Below are 17,558 nucleotides of genomic sequence, written 5' to 3'. Positions count from 1 at the left end.
AAAAAGTCCTCGCTAGATTAGAAGCGATAATGCGAGAAGGCCTTGTTGGCCTCCGCCATGCGGTGCACGTCTTCACGCTTCTTGACAGCAGCGCCTTTGCCATCGAAGGCATCCAGCAGCTCGCCTGCGAGACGCAGGGCCATGGATTTCTCACCACGCTTGCGCGCGGACTCAACCAGCCAACGCATGGCCAGAGCATTACGACGGGACGGACGAACTTCGACCGGAACCTGGTAAGTGGCACCGCCTACACGGCGGGACTTGACTTCGACCAGCGGAGCGATGGCGTCGAGAGCTTTCTCGAAGATTTCCAGGGGATCGCTGTTCTTGCGCGCTTTGACAGTATCCAGGGCACCGTAAACGATGCGCTCGGCTACGGCCTTCTTGCCGCTTTCCATCACGTGGTTCATGAATTTGGCGAGAATCAGGCTTCCGTATTTCGGATCGTCCAGGATTTCACGCTTGGCTGCTACACGACGTCTTGGCATTGATAAGCCCTCAAACGGTCTTCAGGTTAGCCCGGGACCAAACCCGCAGGTTGCGCCCGACCTTACTCTTATCGACTCAATGAATAGAAAATCTGTTTACGCTCGAATTACTTCGGACGCTTGGTACCGTACTTGGAACGACCCTGCTTACGATCTTTAACGCCGGTGGTATCCAGCGAACCGCGCACGGTGTGGTAACGCACACCCGGAAGGTCTTTTACACGACCGCCACGGATCAGCACTACGCTGTGCTCTTGCAGGTTGTGACCTTCACCACCGATGTACGAAGTAACTTCGTAGCCGTTGGTCAGGCGAACACGGCAAACCTTACGGAGTGCAGAGTTCGGCTTTTTCGGCGTGGTGGTGTAAACGCGGGTGCAAACGCCGCGACGCTGCGGGCAGTTTTGCAGCGCAGGTACGTCGGACTTGTCGACGATACGCTTGCGCGGCTTACGCACCAGCTGGTTGATAGTTGCCATCTATAAGCTCCACTGTTGTCTTTCGACGCTATTGCCTTACAAAGAAAGCAAAATGACAGGGCAATATGCCCTGCCAAATTTAGGGGTGCATGAGTCTAAAGAGACTCCAGCCCCCAGTCAAGGCAAAGCCCCCGACAGCCGAGGCTGGCAGGGGCTTCACACTTAGTTGCCGCTGGAGTTCAGCGCTTCGGTCAGCGCGGCTTCCACTTCGCTGGCGCTTACGCGAACCGGTTTTCCAGCTTCGCGCTGACGCTTGCGCTCACTGTGGTAAGCCAGGCCAGTACCAGCCGGAATCAGGCGACCCACAACAACGTTCTCCTTCAGGCCGCGCAGGTAATCGCGCTTGCCGGTAACCGCTGCCTCGGTGAGGACGCGAGTGGTTTCCTGGAAGGAGGCCGCGGAGATGAACGACTCGGTCGACAGCGAGGCCTTGGTGATACCCAGCAGAACGCGCTCGTACTTGGCGATGAAGCGATCGTCGGCCGACAGGCGCTCGTTCTCTTCCAGCACCTGGGTCAGCTCCATCTGGTCGCCCTTGATGAAGCTGGAGTCGCCGGACTCGGCGATCTCGACCTTGCGCAGCATCTGACGCAGGATGGTCTCGATGTGCTTGTCGTTGATCTTCACGCCTTGCAGGCGGTACACGTCCTGGATCTCGTTGACGATGTACTTGGCCAGCGCGCTGACGCCAAGCAGACGCAGGATGTCGTGCGGGTTGCTCGGGCCATCGGAGATAACTTCGCCGCGATTTACCTGTTCGCCTTCGAAGACGTTCAGGTGGCGCCACTTCGGAATCAGCTCTTCGTACGGATCGCTGCCGTCGGTCGGGGTAATGACCAGACGACGCTTGCCCTTGGTTTCCTTGCCGAAGGAGATCGTGCCGCTGATTTCCGCCAGGATCGACGGCTCTTTCGGACGACGCGCTTCGAACAGGTCCGCAACGCGCGGCAGACCACCGGTGATGTCGCGGGTCTTCGAGGTTTCCTGCGGGATACGGGCGATTACGTCACCCACGCCCACTTGGGCACCGTCGGCCACACCAACCAGGGCGTTTGCGGGCAGGAAGTACTGGGCGGGAACGTCGGTCCCCGGCAGGAGCAGTTCCTTGCCATTGGCGTCGACCAGTTTCACAGCCGGACGAATATCCTTGCCTGCAGCCGGACGATCCTTCGGATCCAGAACCTCGATGTTGGTCAGACCGGTGAGTTCGTCGGTCTGGCGCTTGATGGTGATGCCCTCCTCCATGCCGACGAAGGTAACGGTACCCTTCATCTCGGTCACGATCGGGTGGGTGTGCGGATCCCACTTGGCGACGATGGCACCCGGGTCGACCTTGTCACCTTCCTTGACGGAAATCACGGCACCGTAAGGCAGCTTGTAACGCTCGCGCTCGCGACCGAAGTCGTCTGCTACTGCAAGCTCGCCGGAACGGGATACGGCCACGAGGGCACCGTCGGCACGCTCGACGTGCTTCAGGTTGTGCAGGCGGATGGTCCCGCCGTTCTTGACCTGGACATTGTCAGCCGCGGAGGTCCGGCTCGCCGCACCACCGATGTGGAACGTACGCATGGTCAGCTGGGTACCCGGCTCACCAATGGACTGGGCAGCGATAACGCCGACCGCTTCACCAATGTTCACCCGGTGACCACGAGCCAGATCGCGGCCGTAGCACTTGGCGCAGATGCCGTAGCGGGTCTCGCAGGTGATCGGGGAACGCACCACCACTTCGTCGACGCTCATGCGCTCGATGAATTCAACCCACTGCTCGTCGACCAGGGTGCCAGCCGGAACGATGACTTCGCCGTCGTCGCTACCTGGCTTGAACACGTCCTTGGCAATTACACGACCCAGTACGCGCTCACCCAGCGGCTCGACTACGTCGCCGCCTTCGATGTGCGGAGTCATCAGCAGGCCATGCTCGGTGCCGCAGTCGATCTCGGTCACTACCAGGTCCTGCGCGACGTCGACGAGACGGCGGGTCAGGTAACCGGAGTTCGCGGTCTTCAGTGCGGTGTCCGCCAGACCTTTACGAGCACCGTGAGTGGAGATGAAGTACTGGAGTACGTTCAGGCCTTCACGGAAGTTCGCGGTGATGGGGGTTTCGATGATGGAGCCGTCCGGCTTGGCCATCAGGCCACGCATACCGGCGAGCTGACGGATCTGGGCCGCGGAACCCCGTGCACCGGAGTCAGCCATCATGTACATGGAGTTGAAGGACTCCTGGTCGACTTCCTTGCCTTCGCGGTCGATGACCTTCTCTTTGGAGAGGTTGGACATCATCGCCTTGGACACTTCGTCGTTAGCCTTGGACCAGAGGTCGATCACCTTGTTGTACTTCTCGCCCTGGGTTACCAGGCCGGAGGCGTACTGGGTCTCGATTTCCTTCACTTCCTCGGTCGCCGCGTCGATGATGCGCGCCTTCTCATCCGGGATGACGAAGTCGTTAACGCCGATCGAGACGCCGGAGATGGTGGAATAGGCGAAACCGGTGTACATCAGCTGGTCAGCGAAGATGACGGTGTCTTTCAAGCCAACCACGCGGTAGCACTGGTTGATCAGCCTGGAGATCGCCTTTTTCTTCATCGGCTGGTTGACCACGTCGAACGAGAGGCCGGCCGGGACTACCTGGAACAGCAGCGCACGACCGACAGTGGTGTCGACGATGCGGGTGTTCTTGGTGACGCTGCCGTCCTTTTCGTTGACGGTTTCCTTGATGCGCACTTTGACGCGAGCGTGCAGAGAGGCTTCACCAGCGCGGAATACGCGGTCGACTTCCTGCAGGTCGGCGAATACGCGACCCTCGCCCTTGGCATTGATCGCCTCACGCGTCATGTAGTACAGACCCAATACCACGTCCTGCGACGGCACGATGATCGGTTCGCCGTTGGCGGGGGACAGGATGTTGTTGGTGGACATCATCAGCGCGCGCGCTTCCAGCTGGGCCTCGAGGGTCAGCGGGACGTGGACGGCCATCTGGTCACCGTCGAAGTCGGCGTTGTATGCCGCGCAGACCAGAGGGTGCAACTGGATCGCCTTGCCTTCGATCAGTACCGGCTCAAACGCCTGGATGCCCAGACGGTGCAGGGTCGGCGCACGGTTCAGCAAGACTGGATGTTCACGGATGACTTCAGCGAGAACGTCCCAGACCTCAGGCAGTTCGCGCTCGACCATCTTCTTGGCGGCTTTGATGGTGGTGGCCATGCCACGCGCTTCGAGCTTGCCGAAAATGAACGGCTTGAACAGCTCGAGGGCCATTTTCTTCGGCAAACCGCACTGGTGCAGACGCAGGGTCGGGCCCACGGTGATTACGGAACGACCGGAGTAGTCCACGCGCTTACCGAGCAGGTTCTGACGGAAGCGACCTTGCTTACCTTTGATCATGTCTGCCAAGGACTTCAGCGGACGCTTGTTCGAGCCAGTGATGGCGCGACCACGACGGCCATTGTCCAGCAGGGCGTCGACCGCTTCCTGCAGCATGCGCTTTTCGTTGCGCACGATGATGTCAGGAGCGGCCAGGTCAAGCAGGCGCTTCAGACGGTTGTTACGGTTGATCACGCGACGGTACAGATCGTTCAGATCGGAGGTCGCGAAGCGGCCGCCATCCAGCGGAACCAGCGGACGCAGGTCCGGCGGCAGCACCGGCAGGACAGTCAGCACCATCCACTCGGGATGGTTGCCGGAGTCCTTGAACGCTTCCATCAGCTTCAGGCGCTTGGACAGCTTCTTGATCTTGGTTTCCGAGTTGGTCTGCGGAATCTCTTCGCGCAGACGACCGATCTCGTGCTCCAGATCAATAGCGTTGAGCAGTTCGCGAACAGCTTCGGCGCCCATGCGCGCGTCGAAGTCATCACCGAACTCTTCGAGAGCCTCGAAGTACTGCTCATCGTTCAGCAACTGGCCTTTTTCCAAGGTGGTCATGCCCGGATCGATCACCACGTAGCTCTCGAAATAGAGCACGCGCTCGATATCACGCAGGGTCATGTCCAGCAGCAGGCCGATACGGGACGGCAGGGACTTCAGGAACCAGATATGGGCGACCGGCGAAGCCAGCTCGATATGGCCCATACGCTCGCGGCGCACCTTGGCAAGAGCGACTTCCACGCCGCACTTCTCACAGATTACGCCGCGGTGCTTGAGGCGCTTGTACTTACCGCACAGGCACTCGTAATCCTTCACCGGGCCGAAGATCTTGGCGCAGAACAGGCCATCGCGCTCCGGCTTGAAGGTACGGTAGTTGATGGTCTCCGGCTTCTTCACTTCACCGAAGGACCAGGAACGGATCATCTCGGGCGAGGCCAGACCAATACGGATGGCATCGAACTCTTCGATTTGACCCTGGTTTTTCAACAGATTCAGCAAGTCTTTCAAGGCCTTTCCTCCTCACGGACCCGCTACGACCGGCCTTGACCAGCCGTAGCGTTTTGGGCGTCGCGTGTTATTCGGTTTCCAGTTCGATGTCGATGCCGAGCGAGCGGATCTCTTTGATCAACACGTTGAAGGATTCGGGCATGCCGGCCTCCATACGGTGATCGCCGTCCACGATGTTCTTGTACATCTTGGTCCGGCCGTTCACGTCGTCCGACTTCACGGTCAGCATTTCCTGCAGGGTGTAGGCGGCGCCGTAGGCTTCCAATGCCCAGACCTCCATCTCCCCGAAACGCTGGCCACCGAACTGCGCCTTACCACCCAGCGGCTGCTGGGTAACCAGGCTGTAGGAACCCGTAGAACGCGCGTGCATCTTGTCGTCGACCAGGTGGTTCAGCTTGAGCATGTACATGTAGCCGACGGTGGTCGGGCGCTCGAACTGGTTACCAGTGCGGCCGTCAGTCAGACGCATCTGACCGCTTTCCGGCAGGTCGGCGAGCTTCAACATGGCCTTGATCTCGCTTTCCTTGGCACCGTCGAACACCGGAGTCGCCATCGGAACGCCACCGCGCAGGTTCGCTGCCAAGTCGAGGATCTCCTGATCGCTCAGTTCGTTCAGACTCTCCTGACGACCGCCAATCTCGTTGTAGATCTCGTGCAGGAACTCACGCAGTTCGGCGATCTTGCGCTGCTCTTCGAGCATGCGATTGATCTTTTCGCCCAGGCCCTTGGCCGCGAGGCCCAGGTGGGTTTCGAGGATCTGACCGACGTTCATACGCGACGGTACGCCCAGCGGGTTGAGGACGATGTCGACCGGGGTGCCGTTGGCATCGTGCGGCATGTCTTCGACCGGCATGATCACAGAGACCACACCCTTGTTACCGTGGCGACCCGCCATCTTGTCGCCCGGCTGGATGCGGCGCTTGATGGCCAGGTAGACCTTGACGATCTTCAGTACGCCCGGAGCCAGGTCATCGCCCTGCTGCAGCTTGCGCTTCTTGTCTTCGAACTTGTCGTCGAGCATCTGGCGACGGTCAGACAAGTAGGCCTGAGCCTTCTCCAGCTGCTCGTTTAGAGCGTCTTCAGCCATGCGCAGCTTGAACCACTGTCCGCGCTCAAGGCCATCGAGGTACTCGTCGGTGATTTCGGTGCCTTTCTTCACCCCAGCACCGCCCTCGGCAACCTGGCCGACCAGAGCAGAACGCAGACGCTCGAAGGTCGCGCCTTCGACAATGCGGAACTCTTCGTTCAGGTCCTTACGGATCTCGTCGAGTTGCATCTTCTCGATGGACAGCGCACGGGAGTCACGCTCGACGCCGTCGCGGGTGAAGACCTGCACGTCGATAACGGTACCCTTGGTGCCGGTCGGTACGCGCAGGGAGGTATCCTTAACGTCGGACGCCTTCTCACCGAAGATCGCACGCAGCAGTTTCTCTTCCGGAGTCAGCTGGGTCTCGCCTTTCGGAGTGACTTTACCGACCAGGATGTCGCCCGCCTGAACTTCAGCACCCACATAGACGATACCCGCTTCGTCCAGTTTGTTCAGCGCGGCCTCACCAACGTTCGGGATGTCCGCGGTGATTTCTTCTGGACCGAGCTTGGTATCACGCGCCACACAGGTCAATTCCTGGATGTGGATCGTGGTGAAGCGGTCTTCCTGGACCACACGTTCGGAGAGGCAGATGGAGTCTTCGAAGTTGAAGCCGTTCCAGGGCATGAACGCGACGCGCATGTTCTGACCCAGAGCCAGCTCGCCCATGTCAGTGGACGGACCATCGGCCAGGATGTCAGCACGAGCAACCACGTCACCTTTGCGAACCAGCGGGCGCTGGTTGATGCAGGTGTTCTGGTTGGAGCGGGTGTATTTAGTCAGGTTGTAGATGTCGACACCGGCTTCGCCAGTCTCGACTTCGTCGTCATTGACGCGAACCACAATGCGGCTGGCATCGACCGAGTCGATCACACCACCGCGACGGGCCACGACACAGACGCCGGAGTCGCGCGCTACGTTGCGCTCCATACCGGTACCGACCAGGGGCTTGTCCGCACGCAGGGTCGGCACGGCCTGACGCTGCATGTTCGAACCCATGAGTGCGCGGTTGGCGTCGTCGTGCTCGAGGAACGGGATCAGCGAGGCAGCGACGGAAACGACCTGCTTCGGCGAAACGTCCATCAGGGTCACGTCTTCCGGCGCCTTGACGGTGAATTCGTTCAAGTGACGGACGGCCACCAGTTCGTCCACCAGCTGACCCTGTTCGTTGAGGGTAGCGGAGGCCTGAGCGATGACGTGGTCAGCCTCTTCGATAGCGGAGAGGAACACGATCTCGTCGGTAACCTGGCCTTCCTTGACTACGCGGTACGGGCTCTCGAGGAAACCGTACTGGTTGGTGCGGGCGTAGGTCGCCAGGGAGTTGATCAGCCCGATGTTCGGGCCTTCAGGGGTTTCGATCGGGCACACGCGGCCGTAATGGGTCGGGTGCACGTCACGAACCTCGAAGCCTGCACGCTCACGGGTCAGACCACCTGGGCCGAGTGCGGAAACGCGGCGCTTGTGGGTGATCTCGGAGAGCGGGTTGTTCTGGTCCATGAACTGGGACAGCTGGCTGGAACCGAAGAACTCCTTGATCGCAGCGGCCACCGGCTTGGCGTTGATCAGGTCCTGCGGCATCAGCCCTTCGCTTTCGGCCATGGACAGGCGCTCTTTGACCGCACGCTCGACGCGCACCAGGCCAACGCGGAACTGGTTCTCAGCCATCTCGCCGACGCAACGGACGCGACGGTTACCCAGGTGGTCGATGTCGTCGACAATACCCTTGCCGTTACGAATGTCGACCAGCGTTCTGAGCACATCGACGATGTCTTCCTTGCTCAGTACACCCGAACCTTCGATCTCGGTACGACCGATACGACGGTTGAACTTCATGCGGCCAACGGCGGACAGGTCGTACCGCTCGGCACTGAAGAACAAGTTGTTGAACAGGGTTTCGGCGGCTTCCTTGGTCGGCGGCTCACCCGGGCGCATCATGCGGTAGATTTCGACCAGGGCTTCCAGCTGGTTGCCAGTGGAATCGATCTTCAGGGTGTCGGAGATGAACGGACCGCAGTCGATGTCGTTGGTGTAAAGCGTCTCAATGCGGACAACCTGCGCCTTGGCGATCTTCACCAACAGGTCGGTGGTCAGCTCGGTGTTGCACTCAACGATGATCTCGCCGGTGGCCGGATGCACGATAGCCTTGGCAGAGGTACGGCCAAGCACGTAATCCATTGGAACTTCCAGTTCCTTGATACCGGCTTTTTCGAGCTGGTTGATGTGGCGCGCGGTAATACGACGGCCCTGCTCGACGATCACCTTGCCGCTCGGATCCTTGATGTCGAATACGGCGATTTCACCGCGCAGACGCTGCGGAACCAGCTCGAGGTGCAGACCTTCGCCCTTCACGTGGAACACGTTGGTGGCGTAGAAGGCGTTCAGCACTTCCTCGGTGGTGTAGTTCAGTGCGCGCAGCAGGACGGTGGCCGGCAGCTTGCGGCGACGGTCGATACGCACGAACACGCAGTCCTTCGGATCGAACTCGAAGTCCAGCCAAGAGCCGCGGTAAGGAATGATACGAGCGGAGTACAGCAGCTTGCCCGAGCTGTGGGTCTTGCCACGGTCGTGGTCGAAGAACACACCCGGCGAACGGTGCAGCTGGGACACGATGACGCGCTCGGTACCGTTGATAATGAAGGTACCGTTCTCCGTCATCAGGGGGATTTCCCCCATATAGACTTCCTGCTCCTTGATGTCCTTGATCGCTTTGTTCGACGACTCTTTGTCGAAAATGATCAGACGAACTTTTACGCGCAGCGGGACTGCAAAGGTCACACCGCGCAGCACGCATTCCTTGACATCAAATGCTGGCTCGCCCAGGCGATAACCGACGTATTCCAGAGCGGCGTTACCGGAATAGCTGATAATCGGGAAAACAGACTTGAAGGCCGCGTGCAGGCCGATGTCACGGAACTGCTCTTTGCTGACTCCCGCCTGCAGGAATTCGCGATACGAATCCAGCTGGATGGCCAGGAGGTAGGGTACATCCATGACGTCCGGCAACTTGCTAAAGTCTTTGCGGATACGTTTTTTCTCAGTGTATGAGTAAGCCATCAGCGTTCCCCAGCTTGGTCACCTGCTTGTTTGGCCCCTCCGACGGGAGTAGCCAGAAAATCTTGCAAACCCCTTGGTTTGCTCCGCCTCCCAGTGGAGGTCGGGTCACGCTCGAGGTGGGGCCCACAGGCAACCACCTGGAACGGAAAAAGGCCGGTGGCATAAGCCACCAGCCGTCAGCCTTGCGCAGAGCGCCGAGGCTGTAGACGCAAAGTCGTCGCTTACTTGAGCTCGACTTTGGCGCCAGCTTCTTCCAGAGCCTTCTTGGCAGCTTCGGCTTCTTCTTTCGAAGCGCCTTCCTTGACCACGCCCGGGGCGCCGTCAACAACTGCCTTGGCTTCTTTCAGACCCAGACCGGTCAGCTCGCGAACGACCTTGATCACGTTCACTTTCTTCTCACCGGCTTCGGTCAGGATGATGTTGAACTCGGTTTGTTCTTCAACAACAGCAGCGGCGGCAGCCGGGCCAGCGGCAACGGCAGCAGCGGCAGTAACACCGAACTTCTCTTCCATCGCCTTGATCAGTTCAACGATCTGCATGACGGACATTTCGGAAACGGCGTTGATGATGTCTTCGTTGGTCAGAGCCATGACTCTAATTCCTGTATTGGGGGACAGCCTTCGCGGCCGTCAAATTAAACAAATGAGCTTGAAAGGGACTATGCGGCCTGAATCAGGCTGCGGCGCCTTCTTTCTGGTCGCGAATAGCCGCCAGAGTACGAGCCAGCTTGCTGGTAGCGCCTTGAATAACGCTCATCAGCTGTGCAACGGCTTCGTTGTAGGTCGGCAGGGTCGCCAGTACGTCGATCTGATTGGCTGCGAGGAACTGGCCCTCGAATGCAGCGGCCTTGATCTCGAACTTATCCTGACCCTTGGCGAATTCCTTGAAGATACGGGCAGCAGCGCCCGGATGCTCGTTGGAGAACGCAATCAGGGTCGGGCCTTTGAACACGTCGTTGAGCACTTCGAACTGAGTGCCTGCAACGGCGCGGCGAGCCAGGGTGTTACGCACGACTTTCACGTACACACCAGCTTCGCGGGCCTCTTTACGGAGTCCGGTCATAGCGGCTACGGTCACGCCACGGGCATCAGCCACGACAGCGGACAGGCCAGCTTTGGCAGCCTCGTTGACTTCAGCGACGATGGCCTTCTTGTCTTCGAGTTTAATTGCCACGGGTTTACTCCTGGTTTTTACCGTTTCGCCCAGCCGAGGCCGGACGGCGTTTTGGTGTCTGATTCGGTAAACGAATCGGGAGCACCATCTGCGTAGGCTGAGAGACGCATCTCCCAGGTTTAAGGCTTGCGCCGCCTACGGTCTTGGATAGCCCCCGCCAGGCAGGGACCCCAATACCTGGCACGACGGGTGAACCGCCGCGCCTTTATTCCTTAGCCTTCCAGGGAAGCCTGATCGATCTGCAGGCCCGGCCCCATCGTGGTGCTCAGGGTCACGCGCTTCAGGTAGACGCCCTTGGAAGTGGATGGCTTCAAGCGCTTCAGGTCAGCCAGCAGCGCTTCTACGTTCTGCTTCAGCTTGACAGGCTCGAAGTCGACCTTACCGACCGAGGCGTGAATGATGCCATTCTTGTCAGTACGGAAACGCACCTGACCAGCCTTGGCATTCTTCACGGCAGTAGCGACGTCCGGAGTCACGGTACCGACTTTCGGGTTCGGCATCAGGCCACGCGGACCCAGAATCTGACCCAGCTGACCGACTACGCGCATTGCGTCCGGAGAAGCGATAACCACGTCATAGCTCAGGTCGCCCGCCTTCATCTCAGCAGCCAGCTCGTCCATGCCGACCTTCTCAGCGCCCGCAGCCAGTGCAGCTTCAGCAGCCGGACCCTGGGTAAAGACGGCAACACGAACGCTCTTGCCAGTGCCGTTCGGCAGAACGGTGGCGCCACGCACGACCTGGTCGGACTTACGCGGATCAACGCCCAGGTTGATGGATACATCAACGGACTCTTTGAACTTGGAGGTAGCCAGTTCAGCCAGCAGTTTGGCGGCATCTTCGAAATCGTACTGCTTGCCAGCTTCGACTTTCTCAGCGATTGCCTTTTGGCGCTTGGTCAACTTAGCCATTACACACCCTCCACGTTCAGGCCCATGCTACGAGCGGAGCCAGCGATGCTACGCACAGCCGCATCCAGGTCAGCCGCAGTCAGATCAGCCTTCTTGGCTTTGGCGATCTCTTCCAGCTGAGCACGAGTAACAGTGCCTACTTTCTGGGTGTTCGGACGCGGGGAGCCACTGGCGATGCCGGCCGCTTTTTTCAGCAGCACAGAAGCCGGGGTGCTCTTCGTCTCGAAAGTGAAGCTGCGGTCGCTGTAAACAGTGATGATCACAGGAGTCGGCAGACCCGGCTCAAGGCCTTGAGTCCTGGCGTTGAACGCCTTGCAGAATTCCATGATGTTTACGCCATGCTGACCCAGTGCAGGACCGACCGGCGGCGACGGGTTGGCCTGAGCGGCCTTAACTTGCAGCTTGATATAAGCTTGAATCTTCTTAGCCATTTGCTACTCCAGTTACGGGTTCTAGCGCCCGAAGGCTCCCCGATTGCTTTCGCGTTTATCCCAGTGACGACAAAACCCCGCAACCTATGGCTGCGGGGTTGGGATGCCTTTTCAGTTAAGCCTTCTCGACCTGACTGAACTCCAACTCCACAGGAGTGGAGCGACCGAAAATGAGCACAGCAACTTGGATGCGACTCTTTTCGTAGTTAACTTCTTCAACAACGCCATTGAAATCAGCAAACGGCCCATCAATGACGCGAACGGTTTCACCTGGCTCAAACAGCGTCTTGGGCTTCGGCTTATCACCGCTGTCCGCAACACGACGAAGAATGGCCTCAGCCTCCTTCTCAGTAATAGGCGCAGGCTTGTCGGCAGTACCGCCGATGAAACCCATGACGCGGGGCGTGTCCTTGATCAAGTGCCAAGTCGCCTCGTTCATCTCCATCTGAACCAACACGTAACCAGGGAAGAACTTGCGCTCACTTTTGCGCTTCTGACCGTTCCGCATCTCCACCACTTCTTCGGTGGGAACCAGAATCTCGCCAAACTCGTCTTCCATGCCAGCCAGCTTGACGCGCTCGACCAGTGAGCGCATGACATGCTTCTCATAGCCCGAGTAAGCATGCACAACATACCAACGCTTAGCCACGGCGCACCTATTAACCAACAATCAACGAAACAAGCCAGCCGAGCAGGGAATCAAGCCCCCACAACAGCAGCGCCATTACCAGCACCACAGCCACAACGATAAGAGTGGTCTGAGTGGTTTCCTGACGGGTCGGCCATACAACCTTGCGAATCTCCGCACGAGCTTCCTTCGCGAGAACGAAGAAAGCCTGCCCCTTCACGGTCTGAAGCGCGACAAAGGCAGCCGCACCGGCAAGAGCAAGCAAAGCAAGAACTCGGTACAGGATCGGCTCAGCAGCAAAATACTGATTGCCAACCACACCAACAGCGACAAGAGCCACTACAACGACCCACTTCAGAACGTCGAAGCGTGCTTCTTTGGCTTCAGCCTTGGCATTCATCAGCTAGGATCCTGTGAGAGAAGTGCCAGATTCTCGACTTGGAATCTGGCAGGCCAGGAGGGAATCGAACCCCCAACCTGCGGTTTTGGAGACCGCCGCTCTGCCAATTGAGCTACTGGCCTGCAACAAAGTCAGGCCGACCATTATGCCGGCCTGACAGACTAAGATCAACTATTATTCGAAGATCTTAGCAACAACACCAGCACCAACGGTACGACCGCCCTCGCGGATCGCGAAGCGCAGGCCATCTTCCATGGCGATCGGGGCGATCAGGGTGACAACCATTTTGATGTTGTCGCCCGGCATTACCATCTCTACGCCTTCCGGCAGTTCGCAGTTACCGGTCACGTCAGTGGTACGGAAGTAGAACTGCGGACGGTAGCCCTTGAAGAACGGAGTGTGACGACCGCCTTCTTCTTTGGACAGCACGTACACTTCGCACTCGAACTTGGTGTGCGGCTTGATGGTGCCCGGCTTGGCCAGAACCTGACCACGCTCTACGTCGTCACGCTTGGTGCCGCGCAGCAGGGCGCCGATGTTCTCGCCAGCACGACCTTCGTCGAGCAGCTTACGGAACATTTCAACGCCGGTGCAGGTGGTCTTGGTGGTCGGACGGATACCGACGATTTCGATTTCCTCACCCACCTTGACGATGCCGCGCTCAACACGACCGGTCACCACGGTACCGCGACCGGAGATGGAGAACACGTCTTCGATCGGCATCAGGAACGGCTGGTCGATAGCACGAACCGGCTCAGGGATGTAGGCATCCAGAGTCTCGACCAGCTTACGAACAGCACTAACGCCGATTTCGTTGTCATCCTTGCCTTCCAGCGCCATCAGCGCGGAACCGACGATGATCGGAGTGTCGTCGCCCGGGAAGTCGTAGGTGTTCAGCAGATCGCGAACTTCCATTTCGACCAGTTCCAGCAGCTCAGCATCATCAACCATGTCGGCCTTGTTCAGGAACACGACAATGTAAGGAACGCCTACCTGACGGGACAGCAGGATGTGCTCGCGAGTCTGCGGCATGGGGCCGTCAGCAGCGGAGCAAACGAGGATCGCGCCGTCCATCTGCGCAGCACCAGTGATCATGTTCTTCACATAGTCAGCGTGACCAGGGCAGTCAACGTGAGCGTAGTGGCGAACAGCGGAATCGTACTCAACGTGGGAGGTGTTGATGGTGATACCGCGAGCCTTCTCTTCCGGCGCGTTGTCGATCTGGTCGAACGCACGAGCGGAACCACCCCAAGTTTCGGAGCAGACCTTGGTCAGAGCAGCAGTCAGAGTGGTCTTGCCATGGTCAACGTGACCAATGGTGCCGACATTGACGTGCGGTTTGTTACGTTCGAACTTTTCTTTAGCCATCGAGAACGTCTCCCATCAAAGAATTGAGCGAGTCACGCCGCCATTAAAACAAAGGCAGATATTTTCATATCTGCCTTTGTTTAGATGGAGCTCATGAGCGGATTTGAACCGCTGACCTCACCCTTACCAAGGGTGTGCTCTACCAGCTGAGCTACATGAGCAAAACACATCGCACGAACAACAAACTTGGAGCGGGTAGCGGGAATCGAACCCGCATCATCAGCTTGGAAGGCTGAGGTTCTACCACTGAACTATACCCGCGGAGCCTGCAGCTCACGCTAAATCTGGTGGAGGGGGAAGGATTCGAACCTTCGAAGTCTATGACGTCAGATTTACAGTCTGATCCCTTTGGCCGCTCGGGAACCCCTCCAACGGGAGGCGGCATTCTCATCTCATGCCACCCTGCTGTCAAGCTTTTTCTCATTAAAATCTTGAGGTTAGCTTCGTTGAACAGCAGCTTCGCAACTCAGTCACTTAGACCTCCTTGTGAAGCGGGCGCCATTCTATTCAAGCTAACGAGGAGATGCAACACCTTCGCACGACATAAGTTGATGTTTTAAACCAGAAAAATCCGCTGCCAGCCGCTCAAGAAGCATGTCATCGACCAAACGGCGGCTTTCAGGGGCTATTCGCACCCAATAATCCCGGTGCGCACGAGACAACTCGCGCATAAAAGGCTCATAGCCAGCATCCCTCAGCCTCTGCATTACACTTTCCGCGGAATCGGTTCGTGGAAATATCCCTAGCGATATCCCGTTGACCAAATCTCCTTGGGTGATGATGTAACTGTCGATCTTCCGCGCCTGAAGCTCCTTCAGCTGACGCAGGGATGCCTCACGCGAAGCCAGCGGAGTTAAATACACCCAGTAATCCGTCCCCGCAGTAGCGTCCACAGGCTGCACACTCGCCCTGACATCCAGACTGACCATTCGCTGCTCAAGCTCGCGCGCCTGCTCTTGGCGCTCAAAACCACCCAGGAATAGGCAAGTAGGGATCTCCGCCTCTGCCACAGGGCGAATTCTTCTTGGCTGAGCAGCATCTGACTCGCTCAGCAAGCGAATATCCCGCTGCCCCCCCTTGTACATCGCCAGCGATTCAACCTCCTTGGGTCGCAGCGGCGCCTGCTGCTGGTGCCAAACGTAATAGAAGAGATTGAGCACAAGAAACAACAAGAACAGCCAACGCATAACCGACCTCAGTCCAATGGACAGGCTATTGCAAGCCCAACGAACACCAGATCAGGCAATACCCTGGCCCCTGGCAGCACATCACGGACCAGGAGCGCATCCCCTCCCGTGAGAAATACCTCGAAATTATCACCCAAATACTCTTTGGCTAACTCCATCTGCGCAAGCACGAATCCCCGAAGCATCAACAAGCAACCTCGCTCCACCGCCTCTACAGTGGTGCGGCCGGGCGCCATTTCATCAAGCGCCCTACTCGCAGCCTCGTCGTCATAACGAATACGACGAGTATGCGTACGCAACTGATTGCGCATCAGCGGCATGCCCGGACAGATGAATCCACCCAAGTGCTCGCCATCAGCCATAACAAGATCCGAGGTCACCGCTGTCCCAAGATCGAGGACCAGGCAAGGTTTTTTCGCTAAATGAAATGCACCGAGAACAGCCAGCCAACGGTCGAGGCCAAGCCGCTGATACTCAACATAACCATTCCGAACCCCAGCCATCTCCAGGGCAGGTCTGGCACAGACGGATTCAATTCCAAACAGTTCATCCAGACGCCTGGTCAGAGCAAGGGTCTCGTCATCACTACGCACGCTTACCAGCCGGCAATGCGTGAGCGAAGGCGCTGGCATCGCCAGAAGTGCTGAAACCAGCTCTGAATCAGAGCCGACCACCCCTCCAATGACCGTGACAGCCTGAGCCCCATCAATGACACGCCACTTGATAAAGCTGTTTCCGCAGTCAAGCTCAAGAATCATCACTCAACCTCAAGGAGAGCTCTCCGCCACTATAGGCTCGCTCTTCGCCGCAGACACTGAGTCGTAAAGCACCCGTCGAATCGATGCCCAACACAATGCCCGTTATTGTTTGCGCACCGGCGATCAGGTTGACCCTTGCCCCCTGCCAAAGGTGGCCGGCCTCCCACTCCGCACGAAGCGCAGGGAAACCTTCGTCCCTATGACGAACCAAGTAGTCACCCAGATACTGGCCGAGGCGCACAGCAAGAGCCGTCCTATCTACCAGACCGGGCACTTCCGCAGCCATGGAAGTCCAGGGCTGGCCGATGTCTTCGTTAGCAACCAGCATGTTCGCGTTGATGCCAATGCCAACTATTACATTGCAGATATCGGCCGGGTCCCCAACTAGCTCCAGCAGTATGCCCGCGATCTTTCGATTGTTTACCAGCAGATCATTTGGCCACTTCAGTCCAACCCCTGTGACGCCGAAAGAGCGCAAGGTGGCTAACACCGCAAGGCCAATGACGAGGCTCAAGCCCTCCAACTGGCGAGCCCCCCCATCTATGCGCAAGGCGAGACTGTAATACAGATTCTCAGCATACGGGCTTACCCAATGCCTGCCCCGACGACCCCGCCCGGCAGTCTGACGCTCAGCGGCGACAGCAAAAGGAGGTATATACCCCGCACTGATTCGCCGCATAACCTCCGCATTGGTGGAGTCAATTGAATCAAGGACCACAGAAGGCCAAGGGCAGTCACTCCTGTTAAGCGATTCCTGGTCCAACAAGCTCAGCGGGCGCTGCAGCCGATAGCCTCGGCCACGAACCTTGTAGATTGGCAGATTTAACTCTGCCTCAAGCTGCTGCAGCTGCTTCCAGACAGCACTTCTGCTGACTCCCAGCGCAGCCCCTAGAGACTGCCCGGAGTGGAAGCGACCATCCTGCAGTAGCTTTAAAAGAGTCAGCATTTGCGGGATCCAGCTCAGAATAAGGCAGGCATCATATCGATGCACATCACAATTGCATAGAAAGTGGACATTGAATTGCGCTGCGCAATCAGGAACCGGACATCTTGATTGAATGATCGCTACCGACGAAGCACCATTCTTTTCAACGCCCAAAGACAAACCCCCGACACGCCTGGGCGTATCGGGGGTTTGGGATAGGAGCTTGACGATGACCTACTCTCACATGGAGAAGCTCCACACTACCATCGGCGATGCGTCGTTTCACTACTGAGTTCGGGATGGG

General features: G+C 58.2%; 14 protein-coding genes, 4 tRNA genes and 1 rRNA gene. All 19 read right to left on the bottom strand.

Annotation, left to right across the window (positions count from 1 at the left end; translation table 11 throughout):
- Positions 1-17: 17 nt before the first annotated feature.
- Positions 18-488 carry a 30S ribosomal protein S7 gene (gene rpsG / locus J7302_RS17520; RefSeq protein WP_016490528.1) on the bottom strand — a complete coding sequence of 157 codons (471 nt, stop codon included), beginning with the start codon at positions 486-488 and terminating at the stop codon, positions 18-20.
- A gap of 107 nt (positions 489-595) precedes the next feature.
- Positions 596-967, bottom strand: a complete 372-nt coding sequence (gene rpsL, locus J7302_RS17515) for a 30S ribosomal protein S12 (RefSeq protein ID WP_215377572.1) — start codon at positions 965-967, stop codon at positions 596-598.
- A 162-nt stretch (positions 968-1,129) separates the two neighbouring features.
- A complete protein-coding gene (rpoC, locus tag J7302_RS17510) occupies positions 1,130-5,335 on the bottom strand; it encodes a DNA-directed RNA polymerase subunit beta' (RefSeq protein ID WP_215377569.1) in 4,206 nt (1,401 codons plus the stop codon).
- Between the two features lie 67 nt (positions 5,336-5,402).
- Entirely contained in the window at positions 5,403-9,476 is a 4,074-nt protein-coding gene (gene rpoB / locus J7302_RS17505) for a DNA-directed RNA polymerase subunit beta (protein WP_215377567.1), read from the bottom strand.
- A gap of 221 nt (positions 9,477-9,697) precedes the next feature.
- Positions 9,698-10,066 carry a 50S ribosomal protein L7/L12 gene (rplL, locus tag J7302_RS17500; RefSeq protein ID WP_028630534.1) on the bottom strand — a complete coding sequence of 123 codons (369 nt, stop codon included), beginning with the start codon at positions 10,064-10,066 and terminating at the stop codon, positions 9,698-9,700.
- 82 nt (positions 10,067-10,148) lie between these two features.
- Complete coding sequence (rplJ, locus tag J7302_RS17495; RefSeq protein WP_215377565.1) at positions 10,149-10,649, bottom strand: 50S ribosomal protein L10; 501 nt, start codon at positions 10,647-10,649, stop codon at positions 10,149-10,151.
- Between the two features lie 212 nt (positions 10,650-10,861).
- A complete protein-coding gene (gene rplA, locus J7302_RS17490; protein WP_215377562.1) occupies positions 10,862-11,557 on the bottom strand; it encodes a 50S ribosomal protein L1 in 696 nt (231 codons plus the stop codon).
- Positions 11,557-11,988 carry a 50S ribosomal protein L11 gene (gene rplK / locus J7302_RS17485; protein WP_028630536.1) on the bottom strand — a complete coding sequence of 144 codons (432 nt, stop codon included), beginning with the start codon at positions 11,986-11,988 and terminating at the stop codon, positions 11,557-11,559. Before rplK ends, rplA begins: the two co-directional genes overlap by 1 nt.
- 115 nt (positions 11,989-12,103) lie before the next feature.
- Entirely contained in the window at positions 12,104-12,637 is a 534-nt protein-coding gene (gene nusG / locus J7302_RS17480) for a transcription termination/antitermination protein NusG (RefSeq protein ID WP_215377560.1), read from the bottom strand.
- 10 nt (positions 12,638-12,647) lie between these two features.
- Complete coding sequence (secE, locus tag J7302_RS17475) at positions 12,648-13,016, bottom strand: preprotein translocase subunit SecE (RefSeq protein WP_215377557.1); 369 nt, start codon at positions 13,014-13,016, stop codon at positions 12,648-12,650.
- A gap of 46 nt (positions 13,017-13,062) precedes the next feature.
- Positions 13,063-13,138, bottom strand: a tRNA-Trp gene (locus J7302_RS17470).
- A 52-nt stretch (positions 13,139-13,190) separates the two neighbouring features.
- On the bottom strand, positions 13,191-14,384 hold the full coding sequence (gene tuf, locus J7302_RS17465) for an elongation factor Tu (RefSeq protein WP_215377555.1): 1,194 nt from the start codon (positions 14,382-14,384) through the stop codon (positions 13,191-13,193).
- A gap of 85 nt (positions 14,385-14,469) precedes the next feature.
- Positions 14,470-14,545 (bottom strand) — tRNA-Thr (locus J7302_RS17460).
- Positions 14,546-14,571: 26 nt separating this feature from the next.
- Positions 14,572-14,645 (bottom strand) — tRNA-Gly (locus J7302_RS17455).
- Between the two features lie 24 nt (positions 14,646-14,669).
- A tRNA-Tyr gene (locus J7302_RS17450) sits at positions 14,670-14,754 on the bottom strand.
- A gap of 142 nt (positions 14,755-14,896) precedes the next feature.
- Positions 14,897-15,571 (bottom strand): SPOR domain-containing protein, encoded by a 675-nt coding sequence (locus J7302_RS17445; RefSeq protein WP_215377552.1) that lies wholly within the window; start codon positions 15,569-15,571, stop codon positions 14,897-14,899.
- Positions 15,572-15,579: 8 nt separating this feature from the next.
- Positions 15,580-16,329 (bottom strand): pantothenate kinase, encoded by a 750-nt coding sequence (locus tag J7302_RS17440; protein WP_215377550.1) that lies wholly within the window; start codon positions 16,327-16,329, stop codon positions 15,580-15,582.
- Positions 16,319-17,275 (bottom strand): bifunctional biotin--[acetyl-CoA-carboxylase] ligase/biotin operon repressor BirA, encoded by a 957-nt coding sequence (gene birA, locus J7302_RS17435; protein ID WP_215377548.1) that lies wholly within the window; start codon positions 17,273-17,275, stop codon positions 16,319-16,321. Before birA ends, J7302_RS17440 begins: the two co-directional genes overlap by 11 nt.
- Before the next feature lie 200 nt (positions 17,276-17,475).
- Positions 17,476-17,558: ribosomal RNA gene (gene rrf, locus J7302_RS27150) — 5S ribosomal RNA — on the bottom strand; the annotation flags it as partial.

Origin of the sequence: Metapseudomonas boanensis, from assembly GCF_018704125.1 — a bacterium.
In the GTDB taxonomy this organism is placed as follows: domain Bacteria; phylum Pseudomonadota; class Gammaproteobacteria; order Pseudomonadales; family Pseudomonadaceae; genus Metapseudomonas; species Metapseudomonas boanensis.
This window is presented reverse-complemented; position numbering and strand designations above follow the sequence as displayed.